Origin of the sequence: Parapedobacter sp. GCM10030251, assembly GCF_042666505.1 — a bacterium.
Lineage (GTDB): Bacteria > Bacteroidota > Bacteroidia > Sphingobacteriales > Sphingobacteriaceae > Parapedobacter.
On sequence record NZ_JBHTDN010000007.1, the window covers coordinates 245,611 to 262,713 of the forward strand.

Below are 17,103 nucleotides of genomic sequence, written 5' to 3' on the forward strand. Positions count from 1 at the left end.
GAGCGATGATAACGCAAGGATCGATCGGCTACAAATACTTGCTTACCGGGGCTTTTTCGACTTTACTCGCAGTAGGTTATGCGCAGGAAGAAGAACAGGTGGGACTGGAGCAGCAAGAACAGCAACGGCCAATAGAACGGCAGGGAAGGGAGGAGCCCGTCACGATTGATTCGATCGATGTGGTGCGCGACTACCGGCCGATGTTGGCGGATGCCGTAAAGATTCGCCGGAGTCCGGATATGCGTATCGACCGACAGACACTTGAGACCGAGCTGAGCCGGATCGCCGCCACCACCTATTTTGCGAAGAACGAATTCAAGAAACCTTATTACGGCAGGTTGCGGGAACGGCATTCCGAAGCAACACCGAACAATATTACTAATTACCGCATCGGTTATCTGGCCTACGAGAATGGTGAATACGAAAGGGCGACTACCTTTTTCGAGGACCTGGAGACCTCGGATGCTTTTTACCAGGGCTCGATGATTGCTTTGGGCCATATTTTTCTGAAAGCCGGCGATAAGCAACGTGCACGGAATGCATTTGTCAAAGCCTCCGAAATGGAATTCGACCAGTTCCTGAAAGTGGATGGACTGTTTAATTACGCCAAACTTCTATATGAACTGGACTCTGCCGAGACTGCCCTGGCCGTTGCACGGAGATATGTTCAGGAACATAAGAAAATCGCTCCGGACGCAGGAAAGACAGAAAGTCCCGAAACACTGTTGGCCGAAATCCTGTTAGGTACGAGCAATTTCGAGGCGGCGGTAAATATGCTGGAGTCATTCCGCACCCGGGATGCGGAAGCTGACAGGACTTACCAAAAGGTGGCGTATTACCGCGGACTGGAATTCTATAACGAACGGGCATTTGAAAACAGCATTTCGTTATTTATGCGATCGGAGGAATTTCCCATTGATCCGCGGATAGCCGCACTGGCCACCTATTGGAAGGGGGAGGCGATGTATGAAGTGAGGAAATACGGCGAGGCTGTACAGGCGTTTTCCCGGTTTCTCCGGATGCCTGCTGCCCCGGAAACCGATGTGTACAACTATGCGAACTACGCGCTGGCGTATGCGGCTTTTCGTAACAACAGTTTCCCTACGGCCGCCCATCATTTCGAAGTATTTTTGTCTACCGATGGGCGTTCGATGGAAGAGAATGTGCGAAACGATGTCATCGCGCGTTTGGGTGATTCGTATTTATCCATGCGCGACTACGGCCGAGCCAACCAATATTATGATCGGCTGATCGAGAGCAAGGCGCCCAATCAGGACTATGCGCTATTCCAGCGGGGGATCATCCAGGGATTGGAAGGCGACAATAACACGAAACTCAGTACGCTGCGCTCGGTAGTCGAGCAATTCCCGAATTCAAACTATGCCGACGACGTCGCCTTTGAAATCCCGTACACGTATTTCATGATGGGCGACTACGATACGGCGATTGAGGGGCTTCAGGCAATGATCGAAAAATATCCGCGGAGTAGCTATGCCCCACGGGCACTTATGACGATCGGCCTGGTACAATACAACAAGGAAGAAAACGAAGCGGCCATGGCAACCTTCAGGCGGGTAGTGGAAGAACATTCCACCACCGATGAGGCCCGCCAGGCGCTGCGCTCGATCGAAAACATGTACCTGGATAGCGGCGACGCATCGGGATATATCAACTACGCAACGAACTCGAACCTTGGCGACCTGAGCAAGGCGGAACAGGATAATCTGTCCTTCCAGGCGGCCCATACGCTGTTTGCCCGTGGACAATACCAGGCGGCAGTAGAAGCCATCAATGCGTATTTTGATAAGTTTCCCAAGCCCATCCAAGAGAAACATGCACGGTACATCCGCGGGGTGAGCTTGTACCGTACAGGCCACCCCGAAGAGGCACTGCACGACCTGAATATCATTCTGAATGATTGGACCAGTCAATATACCGAAAATACGCTGCTTGCGGTGGCGGATCTGTACCTTGGACTGGAACGCTATAATGAGGCAATCGTGCACCTCAAGAAATTAGAGCTTACCTCCGAATACAAAGCCAGTTATGGTTATGCCGTAAATAACCTCATGGTCTGCTACTATGAAATCGGCGACATGGAGCAAGTACTCAAATATGCCAAACTGATCAAGGCGTATGACCGTTCGGCTGACGAAGACATTGCCAAAGCTCACCTGTATACGGGCCGCGTACTGCTGCAGGAGGGTAAGTCGGCGGAAGCGGCCAAAGAGATGAATCTTGCTGCGTTGAAAAGTCAGACGGTGACGGGCGCAGAGGCGCAGTACAACGTTGCACAGCTGCAATATAAAGCCAAGAGCTATGACAAGGCAATCGAAAGTGCTTTTGATGTGATCAACAACCGGTCGTCGTACGACTACTGGTTGGCCAAAAGTTTCATCGTACTGGCCGATGCGTATGCCGGCAAGGGAGATGCTTTCCAGGCAAAAAGTACCTTGGAAAGTATCATTGAAAACTACAAGGAGGAAGACGATATCATTCCGTCTGCCAGGAAACGTTTACAGAAGTTGAATAAGGAATAATAGGAATTTTAACAGCTTATGATCTTTCATAAAACCATGCATAAAGGATATTTGCTTACAGGGGTGTTTTCGTGCTTGTTGATAGCGGGGTATGCGCAGGAGCAGGAACAGCGACCGGAACGGACCGATGAAAAACCCGCTACGATTGATTCCATTGACATCGTACGTGATTACCGGCCTATTCTCGCCGATGCAGTCAAGATACGGCAGAGCCCGGATATGAGCAATAAACGGCAGTACCAGCCGAAACTGACCTACAATATTCTGGATAAAAAGCTGGATATCAATACCGGAACAAAGCGGCTGACGATTCAGGAAATGCCGTTTACACGTACCCAAACACCGTCAAATAATTATGCGAAAATTGGGGCAGGAAATTTAGGAACGCTATTAGGCGAAGTTTATCTGAGCTCCGACTACTGGGTAGATACGCGCGTGGGTGGATATGTGAAGCACCTGAATCAGCAGGGTACGATCGATGCGCAGAAGTTCTCGTCACAACAGATCGGGGTATTCGGCCGGACCATACTGGGGCCGATCACACTGGATGGGGAAGTGGGGTATAACCGGTACGGGACAAGATTCTATGGCACCGTGGAAGATGAGGAAGGAGGAAGTTTGAATCTCGATCCCTCCAAACAGACTTTTAACGATATTTATTTTACGGGAGAGCTAACCAGCAACTACGATGAGCAGGAAACGGATGTGCTCAGCTATTCGTTGAAGGCCGATGCATACGGGTACAGCAACGCACAGGCCACCAAGGAGAACTCATTTGCGCTAGGCGGTTACGTGAATAAGCAAATCGGTGTATTTAATGTCGGCGCGAACATTTCCGGGGATTTTACATCGGTGAAGGATGCCTCGTACAGCTTTGCCAACAACATTGCGAAGATCAATCCGTATATCCGGTTTCAGGGGCCGAATTACAACATTACGCTCGGAGCAAAATTCGTAGCCGAGTTTGGCGACTCGTCGCGCACCAATATCTTCCCCTCGGCGGAGATCGATTTTGCGCTGATTCCTGAGTTTGCCCACCTTTTCGGAGGGATCAATGGCGACGTTAACCGAACATCGGTGAAGGAATTGACCAGGGAGAATCCGTGGTTGGCAGCCTTGGGAACGTCCAACTACATCCGGAACTCGGTCGATCGCATGTATATTTTCGGCGGTATCAAAGGGAACGCCGGGGCAACGTTCGGTTATAAGGTGAAGGCATTTTATCGGCGTATCGAAAATATGCCCTTTTATGCGATCGCTCCCGGCGCTCCATATGCATTTAATTTGATTTATGAAGACGGCGACAACGCCAGTACGATCATCGGCCTGGAAGGTGAAATTAATGTCCGGGTCTCGGAAGTTGTGACATTGGGAGGAAAATTGAATTTCAACGAATTTGACCTTCAGCAACAGGAGGAGGCATGGTATACACCAAAGATGCGGCTGTCTGCAAACGCCCGTTTCAACATCAGCGACAAACTGTACATTGACGGCGAGCTGCTGTTCCAAGGTCAGACCTACGGACTGGTTCAGGATCCGACAATTAACTTGTCTGGCTACGCATCCACCGAATTGGGCGAAAGTGGAGCTCGTAAAACCACGATCCCTTCGTTTGCTGACCTGAGTGCCGGTGCGGAGTATCGTGCCACCGATCGGATTGGTGTCTATGTTCGGCTTAATAACATGCTGGGGACGAATTATGAGCGTTATCTCTTTTATCCACGGCTGGGGCTGAACGTGATCGGCGGTGTTAATTTTTCATTCTGATAAATTTGTGTCCGGGGGATGGATTAAAGTGTAATTTTGCAGGCGTCAGGTAAGTTGGGAAATATGAATTTGGGTTTGTGTATAGCGAATTTGTTGCGGCGGTACCCAGCGGTGGAGGTGCCGGGTATCGGCGTGTTTACAATCACACGCATGCCGGCATCGTATGATAAGGAGCGGTCGGTATTGCTTCCCCCTGCGAGCTATATTGAATTAACCGACCGGTCTGCCGATTTTTTTTCGATAGTAACGTACTTGCGGGCGCAGGCCGGAGTAGACGAGGCTGCGGCGAAGGATATGCTTGAACAAGCTGTCAGAGAGATAAAGGATGCGATCAGCCGTCAAGGCCAAGCGCTGTTGGATGGTGTGGGGTATCTGGTGGCTGACGGTGCATCGCTCGTGTTCAAACCGTTTGCCACCGGGCGTGTGGGGGCACGGCCGGTGAAAGTTCCGCGCGGGGAACCCAATGAAACCGCTCCCGTGGTCAATGAGCCGGAGTTGGTCAAAGAGCCGGAGTTGGCCAATGAAGAGAACGGGGCTGTCGGGTTGGCGGAAGAGGCCACACCCGGGGAGATCGCGGATAACAGGGAGGAAGTTCTCCCATCTCAGCGGAAAAATAATGCCATGCGGTGGGGTATTGCTGCGGCATTGGTATTGCTGGTATCGGCGGCAGGCATCGCATGGTATTATACGTCTGGATCGTTTGAAAGAAAAGAGACAGCGCAGCTTTTGGAACCAAAAGAAACTGTTCTTCCCGCTGATTCCGCAGTCGATTCCACGGTCGATTCCACGGTCGATTCCGTTGCGATCGCCCAAGTGGACGCCGAAGCCGCGGATAGCCTGCGTGCCGATACATCGGCAGCGGTAGTACCGGAACCGGTCAAGCCTGCTGTGACCTACGAGATAATTGTGGGTTCGTTTGCGACGATGGCGCAAGCACGGAAATATGTGGCTGACATGAAGGCCAAGGGGTACGATTTGCGGGCCCTGGACAGCCGTATGCCCGGTAATCGTAAGAAGATAAGCTGGGGATCGTATGCAACGGAAGAGGAAGCCTATCGGGAACTGGCCAGGGTACAGAAGAATTTTGAGCCGGGCGCATGGATTGCCAAAGTAGAAAATGATTGAAGGACATAGGTTAAAAAAACAGATCGATAAAACAATAACAGGAAACACATCACATTCATTATGTCATTATTACAACAAGACACCATTTATCCGCTGGATTCATTAGCGGGCGCAGCGCAGCAGAGTGTAGAACTTGCGAACGAAAAGATAAGCCTGATCGACCTGTTATTTAAGGCAGGTTGGATAATGATTCCCTTGGCGTTGCTGCTTTTTGCCACACTTGTGATATTTGTCGAGCGGTATCTGACGATCCGGAAGGCGTCCAAATACGATCCGAGTCTAATGTCCCACGTGAAGCAGAGTGTGCTTTCAGGCAGGCTGGATTCGGCATTGTCGGTTTGCCGGGCTAGCAACAGCGCATTGGGGCGCATGCTGGAAAAGGGACTGTTGCGCATAGGACGTCCTATTAAAGACATCGAAGGGGCTATCGAAAATGTCGGAAAGCTGGAGGTTGCCCGATTGGAAAAGAATCTTAACCTGTTAAGTATTATATCCACCATTGCGCCCATGCTTGGTTTTATTGGAACCATCTTTGGGGTTATTATAATTTTCCGCGATGTGGAAGCCGCCGGGGGTATTGACATCGCCAGTGTGTCTGGGGGATTGTATGTAAAGATGATCGCCTCCGCAACCGGACTTACGATCGGTATCCTGGCGTTTGCGGGATATCATACGTTGAATACCATGCTTGAGCGATTGATCCTCCGGATTGAAACCGACGCGATTGAGTTTGTTGATTTGTTGGATGAACCCGGTTCGTAAAAACTTGCATACGCGATGAATTTAAGAGCGAGACGAAATCGATCGGAAGTCCGGGTTTTCACGGACTCTTTGAACGACATCATGTTTTTCCTCATGCTGTTTTTCCTGTTGGCATCGGCGGTTTCCAATCCGCAGGTGGTGAAACTGCTGTTACCCCGTTCCAGCGCCGGCGAACAGTCTGTGGCCAAGAAAACGGTCACGGTATCCGTAACGCAGGATCTGAAATACTACTTGGATAAACAGGAGATACCGTATGAAAACCTGCAGAATGCCATCCAGGCATATGTGCAGCCGGGAGAGGAATTGACAATTATGCTTTATGCGGATAGCACCGTGCCCATCCAAAACGTGATTTCGGTGATGGATGTTGCAAACAAGCTGAAAATTCGGCTGGTCTTGGCTACGGAGCCGTTGAAAGAGTAGTAACTTGCGTATATCACGCAGGTTAACTAAGTTTGTTTATGGAATGCGCATGTCGAATGCATCAAAGGGTTAACATGCAAATGCAGTATTGATACGATGAGTTATTATCGAATACAGGAAGATAACAATTTCCCCAAGGCACTGTGGATTTCCTCAGCGATTATGGGTGGATTGTTGCTCCTCAGTTTTGTGATCATGATCGGGTCGGCTTTTCCGGAAATCGGTACGGGGGGCATCATTGTCAACTACGGTACGTCTCCGGTAGGTATGGGCGACGATTATATGACGGTAGACGAAGCGTCGATGGATCCCAACGCGAATAACGTACGGCCTGACAAGATCGACCCGCAGCAGGAAACCCAGGAAACCCCTTCTCAACAGGTTACGGAGCGTAGCGTCGCGACCCAGGATTTGGAAGATGCGCCTGCGGTAGTGGCCAGCGAGCCGAAAAAGGCCAACGCCGAGGAGGCAACGGTTGAAAAGAAAGATAGCAAGCCTGCGGTAAATCCGAATGCGTTGTATTCCGGAAAGCGCAACAATGCTTCCGGAAGGGGTGATGGTACGGGCACAGAGGGCGGTAATCAGGGGAGTAACCAGGGCGACCCGCTTTCTCCGGACTATGGAGAAGGAGGTTCGGGAAATGGCGATATTGGGCTTTCCATTCAAAATCGCGGTTGGGCGGTGCCACCGGATATCGAGGACAACGGACAGCAAGCCGGTGTGGTGATGGTAGAAGTACGCGTCGCCCGCGATGGCCGGATTACGTTTGCGCGGGTCAGCTTGCGCGGAACAACGCTGACTGATAAGGCGCTTTGGGATAAATGTGAACGTGCCGTACGCGCTGCTCGATTTAATGAAATCGAACGGGCGCCAAGGGAGCAGCGTGGATTAATTCCCTTCCGATTTAAACTGAAATAACGGGATCCGTTTGTTTAATCAGCCATGAACTACGAGGAAGCCGTTGATTACCTCTATGCGCGTTTGCCCATGTTTACGCGCGACGGGGCGTCCGCATTCAAGAAAGACCTGACAAATACCCGTCAACTCTGCCAGGCCCTGGGGAATCCACAGGAGCAGTTCCGTTCCGTCCACATTGCGGGTACGAACGGAAAGGGATCGACATCTCACATGTTGGCGGCGATTTTGCAGGCGGCGGGTTATCGGACCGGATTGTACACCTCACCCCATTTATTGGATTTCCGGGAGCGGATACGCATTGATGGAGTTCCCATTCCCCAATCGTCTGTAACCGACTTTGTCAACCAGCACCGATTGCTGATTGAGACCGTTCAGCCGTCATTTTTCGAGGTAACCGTCGCGATGGCGTTTGACCATTTTGCCCGGGAACAGGTAGACATCGCCGTCATAGAAACCGGATTGGGTGGCAGGCTGGATTCGACGAATGTCATCACTCCGCTGCTATCTGTGATTACCAATATCGGGTATGACCATACCCATATGCTGGGCAATACGCTGCCGGAAATCGCAGGTGAGAAGGCGGGTATTATCAAACCCGGCGTGCCGGTCGTGGTGGGAGAGTGGCAGCCGGAAGTTTCGGGTGTCTTCGAGCGGATTGCGGCGGACCGGAACAGTCCACTGACCTTTGCCTCACAGGAATGGCAGGTGCATATCTCGGGAAGGGACGAGGAGTACCAATACCTGGAGGCAAATCGCCGAAGTGAATCCCATCGCATCACCTACGGCCTGGATCTGCGGGGAGGGTATCAAGCGAAGAACCTCCCAGCGGTTCTGACGGCGGTAGCCGCGTTGCGCTCGAAGGGCTTTTCGATCGGAGATGCACAGGTGACGGAAGCGTTGAAGCAGGTACAGCGGGTTACCGGCCTGATGGGAAGGTGGCAAACGCTCGCGAGAGCCCCGTTGATTATCTGTGATACCGGCCATAACGTGGATGGATGGCATGAAGTGCTGGCAAACATTGCGGTAACCCCTCACGCCGGGCTTCATATGGTCATCGGCGTAATGCGGGACAAAGATCTGGATAGGATGCTTCCCTTGCTTCCCGGAAATGCCCGCTATTATTTCTGTGAAGTTGCCATGCCCCGCGCCCTGCCGGCAGATGAGTTGCGTATGGCAGGAGCAAGATACGGGCTGAACGGAGAGGCAAGTGGCCGTGTGTCGGAGGCGATAGCGGCCGCGCGGCAGCATGCCGCCGCAGACGATCTTATTTTTATCGGCGGCAGCACGTTTGTCGTGGCCGACGCGTTGCTGGCCCTTGGTATTACATCACCTTGATGAAAGTCACCTAGATGGTCAGCTCCCCCCGGATATTCTGTTCGGCCCAATAGGCAACGTCCTCTTGTTGCGGAAACTCTCCCTGCAAATACATCAGTTTGGTGACGGCCGCTTCGAACGTCATGTCGTATCCGCTGAGCACTCCCATTTCTTTCAGATACCTACTGGTTTCATAGCGTCCGAGTTCGACGCTTCCGACTTTGCATTGGGAGATGTTCAGAATGTTCTTTCCGTTGCGGATCGCTTCGTTGATAAGGTCGAGGAACCAGCGGGCTGTCGTTGTATTACCAGAGCCGAAGGTTTCCATAATGACCGACCGCGCTTGGGACTCCAGCACGGCCCGGACAATCTGCGGACTGATACCGGGGTATAGCTTAAGCACGGAAACGGAATTGTCCAATTTCGTGTGCAGGATAAACTCCTTGTCGCTGTTGTCGAGCAGGGCATCCTTGTTGTATTTAAGGTGTACGCCGGCTTCGACCAGCACCGGATAGTTGGGCGACCGGAAGGCTTCAAATTTCGCGGAGTTATATTTGAATGATCGGTTTCCGCGAAACAGTTTGTTGTCGAAAAAAATACATACCTCATGAATGAGGGACTTGCCCTTTTTTTTGGCGGATGCAAGTTCGAGGGCGGTGATCAGATTTTCCCGGGCATCGGTACGTATTTCGCCGATGGGAAGCTGTGAGCCCGACAGGATCACGGGTTTTTGCAATCCTTCCAGCATGAAACTCAGTGCCGAAGCCGAAAAAGCCATCGTATCTGAACCATGGAGGATGACAAACCCGTCGTAGTCGTCGTAATTTTCCTTAATGAGCGTAGCCATTTCGACCCATATAGCGGGTTGCATGTTGGAGGAGTCGATAATCGGTGTGAATGAATGTACGCTAAGGTTATAATTGAGCCGTCCTAATTCCGGAATATTTTTGGCAATAAGGTCAAAATCAAAGGGCACAAACGTATCGGTTTGTTCGTCTTTAACCATTCCAATGGTTCCCCCAGTGTAAATCACAAAGATATTATTCATTCAACAATGTATTTATATAGGTCCTTATCGGAGCCTGCGGCCTGTCCGCCTTAAAGGCGTCGCCAGCCGATGTATGTCGTTAAATCCGAAATATCTGCAGCGCATTTTGGGTGGTGGTCGCAGCGACAGTTTCCAGGGACACCTGCTGTAAATCTGCGATTTTCTGTGCGATGTGTATCAAGTAGCTGCTTTCGTTTTTTTTGCCGCGATGGGGAGCCGGTGCCAGGTAGGGGGCATCGGTTTCCAATACGATGTGCCTTAGGTCGAGTTCTGCTACCACGGCATCAAGACCGGCATTTTTATAGGTGACCACCCCGCCGATGCCCAGACTAAGCCCCAATTCAATCACTTGTTTTGCTTGTTGGTTGTTCCCAGTGAAACAGTGCAGAACACCCCGCAGCCGGCCATCCTGCACTTCATCGAGCAACTCAAAGAGTTCGTCGAATGCATTCCGGCAATGGATGGACACGGGAAGGTCCAACACCTTTGCCCAGGTGCTTTGTATACGGAATGCTTCCCGTTGAAGGGCGAGGGTGGTTTTATCCCAATAGAGATCCAGTCCGATTTCGCCGATTCCGTATACTTTATGGTCTGCAATCGCTCTTTCAATGGCGGCCAGTTCGTCAAGATAGTTTGTCTGTACTTCACATGGATGCAACCCCATCATGGGATAGCAGTGACCGGGATAGGCAGCCGCGGTACCTAACACTTTCGGAATGGACTCCCTGTTGACGTTCGGAAAAAAGAGATGCTGGATGTCATTGGCAAAACAGCGCTGCATCTGCAGGTCCAATTCCGGCGTGCCAAACAAATAGTACTGGTGCGTATGTGTGTCGGTCAATATCATCGTTATTTTTTCGGCGTGCTGCAAACTTAGCCAACTTGCCCTTGAAATCCAACTAAAACAAGAACGCCTTCCGATGGGAAGGCGTTCGATCGCGATTATTTTGCGGTGTCCTGCGCGGTGGTGTCCGTAGCCACCGGTTTGAGGACATCAATGAGTTCGATGTCGAATACCAGGGGGGCAAACGGCGGAATTACTCCGCGGCCGTCGCCACGCTCGCCATATCCCAGTTGGGAAGGAATGATGAGCTTCGCTTTACTGCCTTTCGGCAACAATAGCAAACCTTCGTCCCAACCCGGAATCACCTGGCGTACGCCGATGACAAATTTGGCAGGCTCATATGGACGCATCGGATTGAATATTTTTTTGTTTTTTTCCGCTACTTCTTTGATGGATGTATCAAAGACATCTCCATTAGCTACGAGCGCTCCGGTGTAATTTACTTTAACGGTATCGCCGGCTACGGGTTTTTCGCCCGTGCCTTCTTCAGTAATGATGTATTGCAATCCGGAAGCAGTTTTTAAAGGCTCCAGGTTGTTCTTTTTGATGTAATCGTTGATTTTGCCTTCTTCAGAAGCTTTCAACTTCTGGATTTCTCCATCGAAGTACGCATTTACCTCTGCATACAGGGCACTATCGGTCAGTTCGCCTTTTTTGAAGTGTTTGTTTACCTTTACGTTGAACGTCACGTAATGGTCGGCAAAATCTGGTTTCGGTTGCATGGTTTTGGCAGCCATGGTATCCAGATTCAGCTTGAATACAGCACTGTCGCCCTCTCCCAGCATCTTGAACATGGAGTTGTAATCACCGGGATATAAGCCCGGCAGGGAGTCGGCAGCGATGTTGATAATTTGGGGAAGTCCGATATCATACGTACTGGAAAGGAGGGAATCCCGATCCGTAGTTACGGTCATATTAACGGAAAGCAGATCACCCGTCTGGGCTTTCGGCTGCCCATTATCCTTTACAATCTTGTATTGTAAGCCCCCTTCGCCTGTCTTGAACTGCTGGCAGGCACCGGCAAGCACAAGGGTTGCAAGGCCTAAACTAAAAATGGATTTCTTCATTTTTCTAGTAATTAATTATGTGTTAAAAGTGTTTTATATTCCGATAAAATAGACTTGAATTTGTTTACCACGTCCGGCAGCGGCTCGTTCGAGTTTCCCCCTGCGGCATTGCGATGCCCGCCGCCGTTAAAATAGCGCTTGCAGATTTCGTTGCAAGGGAAATCGCCGATGGAGCGGAGTGATAGTTTAACCTGTTCGGTACGGTCGACAATCAATGCAGCGAGTTTCATTCCACTGATCGCCAACGCATAATTGACCAGCCCTTCGGTGTCGCCGGTAGTGATCTGAAACCGGTTGAGATCCTGGCGGGAGATGCTGAATAACGCCGTTCGGTATTCATGCAGCACTTCCAGCCTGTTTAGCAGGCAGAATCCCAGAAATTTCATGCGATTTTCGGTGTAACTATTGTATACCAGCTCGTGGATTTCCCAGTTTTTGGCGCCCAGCGTGATGAGGTCTGCCGCAATTTCATGTACACGGGGGGTAGTCGTCTGAAAACGGAAAGAGCCGGTGTCGGTCATCAGGCCCGTATATAGGCAGGTGGCGATTTCGGGTGTAAGGGAGGAGTGATCAACCATTACGTCCACGATAAAGTCGTAGACCAGCTGCGCGGTTGCCGCCGCCTGGCTGTCCCAATGCCGGTAGTCATCAAAACCTTCCGGTTCCAGATGGTGATCAATCATGATTTTGATGCCTTTGGCGTTTCTTACGGCATCTTCCATGGCATGAATCCTGGGTAAGCCGTTAAAATCCAGGCAAAAAATCAGGTCAGCCTCATCAATTAAGACATCGTTGGCTGCTTTGTCTTCCGTATAAATCCGTACACGCTCCCTTCCGGGCATCCAATCAAGAAAGGTGGGGAAATCGGAAGGTACGATGACATGCACGAAGTGGTTTTTGGCTTGCAACCAATAGTATATCGCCAATGATGACCCCAATGCGTCCCCGTCGGGTTTATGGTGGGTGGTGACAACAATGTGCTTCGGTTTGGTCAGTTCCTCCTTAAGCGCTTCCGGTGTAAACATTCAACTGCTAAAAGTGTGCAAACCTACTACAAAAAATCCGATTACCGAATTTTTGTGTGTCGAAATCTCAAATTTTTCGGTCCGGATTTGTTTTTGCCCTGGCGGTTAAAAAAACGGATGTCTTTCGTCGATTACCGCAAAAAAGATGGCGATTTTTTTTTGAAATTTGCGGTAAGAATTTTTACTGACTAAACGATAAACTATGTTACGGAGCCAGGGCTGGTTTGGCCGAAAAGGAAAAGATGGGTTCATCTATCGGGCGTGGATGAAAAACCAAGGAATCCCAGACGACGAATTCCGGGGGAAACCCGTCATCGGCATCTGTAACACCTGGTCGGAGCTCACCCCCTGTAACGCTCATTTCCGGGAACTGGCAGAATCGGTGAAACGGGGCGTATGGGAGGCTGGCGGTTTCCCGGTCGAATTTCCCGTGATGTCGTTGGGTGAAACGCTTATGAAGCCTACGGCCATGCTGTTCCGGAACCTGGCCAGCATGGATGTGGAGGAGTCCATCCGCGCCAACCCCATAGACGGGGTCGTGTTATTATGCGGGTGCGATAAAACAACTCCTTCGTTGGTCATGGGAGCCTGTAGCGTAGACCTTCCGACGGTTGTGGTATCGGGCGGGCCGATGTTGACGGGTAAATATAACGGGCGCGACATCGGGACGAGCGATTTATGGAGGTTTTCGGAGGATTCACGTCGCGGGATTATGACCGAAGAAGAATTGAACCTTGCCGAGGCGGGTATGTGCCGGAGCCGCGGGCATTGTGCGGTGATGGGCACGGCTTCTTCCATGGCTTGCATGGTGGAATCGTTGGGATTGTCATTGCCCGGCAATGCGGCGATACCGGCGGCTGATGCCAACCGGAAGGTACTTGCCCAACTATCGGGGAGGCGGATTGTAGAGATGGTTCGCGAGGACGTAAAGCTATCGGATATACTCACCCGGCCGGCATTTGAAAATGCCATCCGGGTAAATGCTGCCATCAGCGGATCGACCAATTTTGTCATCCATTTGTTGGCCATTGCGGGCCGGATCGGTGTGCCCCTTTCAATCGAAGACTTTGATCGGTATTCGCGGGACATTCCGTTGGTTGCCAATATTCAACCTTCCGGGACGTATTTTATGGAAGACATGTATTATGCCGGGGGGTTACCCGCGGTTATGCATGCCATACGTGAGCACCTACACATGGATTGCCTGACGGCGAATGGCCGGACGGTAGGCGAAAACATCGCGGGAAGGCGGAGTCTGAACACCACGGTTATCGCCGATATGGAACAGCCCTTTAACGAAATAGCCGGTGTCGTGGTGTTGAAGGGAAACCTCTGCGAAGCCGGTGCTGTGCTTAAGCCTTCCGCTGCCAGTCCCGCATTGATGCAGCATACCGGTCGGGCGGTTGTGTTCGAAGACATAGAAGATTACAAGCATAAAATAGACGACCCGGATCTGGACGTAGACGAAACCTGTGTGCTCGTGTTGAAAAACGTCGGGCCGAAGGGATATCCCGGGATGCCGGAAGTTGGTAACATGGGGCTTCCGGCAAAGTTGCTGGAAAAGGGAGTTACCGATATGATTCGTATTTCCGATGGCCGTATGAGCGGAACAGGTTTTGGTACGGTTGTGCTGCATGTTTCTCCGGAAGCCGCAGAAGGGGGGACGTTGGCGCTGGTGGAAGATGGAGATCTGATCCGGCTGGATGTGCCGAACCGCAGTCTGGACCTGTTGGTCGATGCAGCCGAGTTGGCGCGGAGAAAAAGCCACTTCGTGGATGCCGCAAATCGGTTTACACGGGGATACGCGAAGCTGTATGTCGATCACGTTGAACAGGCTCACCTGGGAGCGGATTTCGATTTCCTGAAGGGAAAATCGGGGAGTGATGTGTCCCGCGACTCTCACTGAGACCGGGGGCACGCATCAACCGATCGTTCGCTAAGTGGATGGCGTAAAGCGGTAGCGGAATTTATATTTGGCGGGGCTCAGCCCGGTATGATCTTTAAATAGCTTGTGGAAATGCGCCAGTGAATCGTAGCCGCAGTGAAAAGCTACCTCCTTTACGGAAGCGTCGCCCTGTAAAAACAGCTCTTTTGCCCGTTCCATGCGTAGCTCCGTTAGGAACGTCGAAAAGTTCCGTTTCATCCGTTGTTTAAAGTACCTGCTAAAGCTTGGCTCGGTCATACAGGTCAAGGCGGCTACCTCTTGGAGGTAAATGGGTCTGTCGAGGTTTTCTTTTACAAAATTGATGGCGATTATCAACTTATCCTCGCCGGATGAACCGATTCGAATGGGCGCGTGTGGCAGGATGTATCCTTTGTCGCTGGAAGTGGAAATGAGGTGCATGATCTGCAGTACCCCGTTTACCTTTTCAAATCCCGATGTGGCTGAGAGCGATTTTAACCGCTCAGCAATGACGTTGCGGGTACGGCCGTATATGCGGATGCCCTTGGCTGCCTGCTGCACCATTCCCCGTATCTGATCAAATTCCTTTAACGAGCCCAGCAACTGCTTGAAAATGGCGGGATTGATGTAGGTAATGATTACCTTGGACTTCAATGTCGACCCCGGTTCGTAAAATGCCGGGTCGCTCAGCCAGATGTGAGGTACATGGGAACCGATAAAAACCATATCGCCCGCTTCAAAGGGTTCGACCCGGTTGCCGATAATCCGTTTGCCAAAGCCTTCCTCTACAAATACCAGCTCCATTTCGGGGTGTGCGTGAAAGGACGGCTGGGAATGGAAGGGTGACCAAAGAAAGGATTGTTCACGGGTGTCTATATAAAGCGGTTCGTTGGTAAGCGGGGTAATTTCTGTCCGTAATAGCTTCATGGCTTTTTGGTCATTGCGCAAAGCGAAGTTACGGAAATTATCCTAGATTCAATCGAATAAGCGCAACTGCCCGCCTTTCGGTGGCTTGGCATCACCAAATACCGTTTTGCCGCCGTATTTCCATGCGTTGTCTCTCTCGATTCGCAACAAATCATCCAGGTTATCTTTCGCTGCAAAATCCTGCTCTGCACGGAAAGCCAAATTGCTCAATGATTTGATGGCCTGCTTTTTGTCGCTCATGCCGAGTTTGGATCGCTGGACAGCGTGGGTGAGTACATCGATGGTCTCGTCATATACCTTGGTCAACACCGGAAAGGGATGACCATCCTTGCCGCCGTGCGCAAACGAATACCTCGCCGGATCGTCAAATCTTGCCGGTGTACCGTAGATAAGCTCACTGACCAGGGCCAGCGACTGCAAGGTACGCGCACCCATGCCCTGCAGCAACAGAAGTTCCTCAAAATCGGCAGGCCGCTTTTCGTGCGTCAGCCATAGCATCGCTCCTAATCGTTTGAGGTCAATGTCTTTAGAAGTGACGTGGTGATGACTTGGCATGATCAACCTGGATGCCTCTGTCAGGACATGCGTAGGTTTTTCCTTACATAGACTTATCATCGCAGTTTTTGCCGGTTTTGCGTCAGCTGCGGTCATATCGATGATTTTTCCCTGATGGATGCCGCAGATCCCGGCATGAGGCTGTTCGGTGAATGACGTAACGGTTTGAGAGTGCCAATGATATCTTCTGGCGGATGCGTCGGCATCTTTCATTCCTTGCTGTACCACGGTCCACTGCCCATCGTTACTGATGACGAACGCGTGGAGGTACAACTGGTAACCGTCCTGAATGGCGGTGTTGTCAACCTTGGCAACTAATTTTGAGGCCCGTATCAATTGCGCGCCGTCCAAACCGTTCCGATCGCTGTAGTTGGATAATTCCTGCGGTGTGCTTTTCGAATGTTTGCCCTTGCCGCCGCAAATGTAAATGCCCAGTTCTTTGGATAAGGGATTGATGGATTTTTTCAACGCTCCCAACACGGATGTGGTGATACCCGAAGAATGCCAATCCATCCCCAGCACGCAACCCAGACTTTGAAACCAAAAAGGATCCGCCAACCTTTTTAGGTATTCCTGCTTTCCGAAATCCTGCAGGATACATTCCGTAATCGCCAGTCCCAGCCTGGCCATTCGATCGGCGAGCCAGGCGGGTACGTGGCCATAATGGAGGGGTAAGGTGGCAGTTCCGGATTTTTTCATTTATTCGATGTATCGCAGGGTATTCGTTTTGAATTTGACGCGAATATACTAAATATAGTTGTAAGCGGTAATTAAAAGTGCAGCGTTTTTGGCAATCAGGAATACATAGTTTTCGGCAACAAAGAGTGCATAACAATGGCAACAATAAGTGCAGAACGTTTGCAAATGTATATCAGTCGTTTTGAT

General features: G+C 50.9%; 14 protein-coding genes. 8 read left to right on the plus strand and 6 right to left on the minus strand.

Features of this window, described 5'->3' with window-relative positions:
- Positions 1–5: 5 nt before the first annotated feature.
- The 7 genes from ACFQRK_RS18655 (at position 6) to ACFQRK_RS18685 (ending at position 8,870) form a co-directional block, all read left to right on the plus strand.
- Positions 6–2,540, plus strand: coding sequence for a tetratricopeptide repeat protein (locus ACFQRK_RS18655; protein ID WP_379009428.1), 2,535 nt, complete (start codon positions 6–8; stop codon positions 2,538–2,540).
- A gap of 36 nt (positions 2,541–2,576) precedes the next feature.
- On the plus strand, positions 2,577–4,307 hold the full coding sequence (locus tag ACFQRK_RS18660; RefSeq protein WP_379009429.1) for a hypothetical protein: 1,731 nt from the start codon (positions 2,577–2,579) through the stop codon (positions 4,305–4,307).
- Between the two features lie 63 nt (positions 4,308–4,370).
- On the plus strand, positions 4,371–5,432 hold the full coding sequence (locus ACFQRK_RS18665; RefSeq protein WP_379009432.1) for an SPOR domain-containing protein: 1,062 nt from the start codon (positions 4,371–4,373) through the stop codon (positions 5,430–5,432).
- A gap of 60 nt (positions 5,433–5,492) precedes the next feature.
- On the plus strand, positions 5,493–6,194 hold the full coding sequence (locus tag ACFQRK_RS18670) for a MotA/TolQ/ExbB proton channel family protein (protein WP_379009433.1): 702 nt from the start codon (positions 5,493–5,495) through the stop codon (positions 6,192–6,194).
- A gap of 15 nt (positions 6,195–6,209) precedes the next feature.
- On the plus strand, positions 6,210–6,617 hold the full coding sequence (locus ACFQRK_RS18675) for an ExbD/TolR family protein (RefSeq protein WP_379009435.1): 408 nt from the start codon (positions 6,210–6,212) through the stop codon (positions 6,615–6,617).
- 96 nt (positions 6,618–6,713) lie between these two features.
- Positions 6,714–7,535 carry an energy transducer TonB gene (locus ACFQRK_RS18680; RefSeq protein ID WP_379009436.1) on the plus strand — a complete coding sequence of 274 codons (822 nt, stop codon included), beginning with the start codon at positions 6,714–6,716 and terminating at the stop codon, positions 7,533–7,535.
- A gap of 24 nt (positions 7,536–7,559) precedes the next feature.
- Complete coding sequence (locus tag ACFQRK_RS18685) at positions 7,560–8,870, plus strand: bifunctional folylpolyglutamate synthase/dihydrofolate synthase (RefSeq protein ID WP_379009437.1); 1,311 nt, start codon at positions 7,560–7,562, stop codon at positions 8,868–8,870.
- Between the two features lie 10 nt (positions 8,871–8,880).
- On the opposite strand, the gene ACFQRK_RS18690 is transcribed toward ACFQRK_RS18685, so the two are convergent.
- The 4 genes from ACFQRK_RS18690 to ACFQRK_RS18705 form a co-directional block, all read right to left on the minus strand.
- Entirely contained in the window at positions 8,881–9,897 is a 1,017-nt protein-coding gene (locus tag ACFQRK_RS18690) for an asparaginase (protein WP_379009438.1), read from the minus strand.
- Between the two features lie 79 nt (positions 9,898–9,976).
- Positions 9,977–10,744: a TatD family hydrolase gene (locus ACFQRK_RS18695; RefSeq protein ID WP_379009439.1), complete on the minus strand. Its 768-nt coding sequence runs from the start codon at positions 10,742–10,744 to the stop codon at positions 9,977–9,979.
- Between the two features lie 95 nt (positions 10,745–10,839).
- Positions 10,840–11,808 (minus strand): FKBP-type peptidyl-prolyl cis-trans isomerase, encoded by a 969-nt coding sequence (locus ACFQRK_RS18700; protein WP_379009440.1) that lies wholly within the window; start codon positions 11,806–11,808, stop codon positions 10,840–10,842.
- An 11-nt stretch (positions 11,809–11,819) separates the two neighbouring features.
- Positions 11,820–12,833, minus strand: coding sequence for a bifunctional oligoribonuclease/PAP phosphatase NrnA (locus ACFQRK_RS18705; RefSeq protein ID WP_379009441.1), 1,014 nt, complete (start codon positions 12,831–12,833; stop codon positions 11,820–11,822).
- A gap of 202 nt (positions 12,834–13,035) precedes the next feature.
- Between ACFQRK_RS18705 and ACFQRK_RS18710 the strand changes: the two genes are divergently transcribed.
- Positions 13,036–14,739, plus strand: a complete 1,704-nt coding sequence (locus ACFQRK_RS18710; RefSeq protein ID WP_379009442.1) for an IlvD/Edd family dehydratase — start codon at positions 13,036–13,038, stop codon at positions 14,737–14,739.
- Between the two features lie 30 nt (positions 14,740–14,769).
- On the opposite strand, the gene ACFQRK_RS18715 is transcribed toward ACFQRK_RS18710, so the two are convergent.
- Positions 14,770–15,663: a helix-turn-helix domain-containing protein gene (locus ACFQRK_RS18715; protein WP_379009443.1), complete on the minus strand. Its 894-nt coding sequence runs from the start codon at positions 15,661–15,663 to the stop codon at positions 14,770–14,772.
- Between the two features lie 48 nt (positions 15,664–15,711).
- A complete protein-coding gene (locus tag ACFQRK_RS18720) occupies positions 15,712–16,917 on the minus strand; it encodes a DUF763 domain-containing protein (RefSeq protein WP_379009445.1) in 1,206 nt (401 codons plus the stop codon).
- Positions 16,918–17,103: the final 186 nt, after the last annotated feature.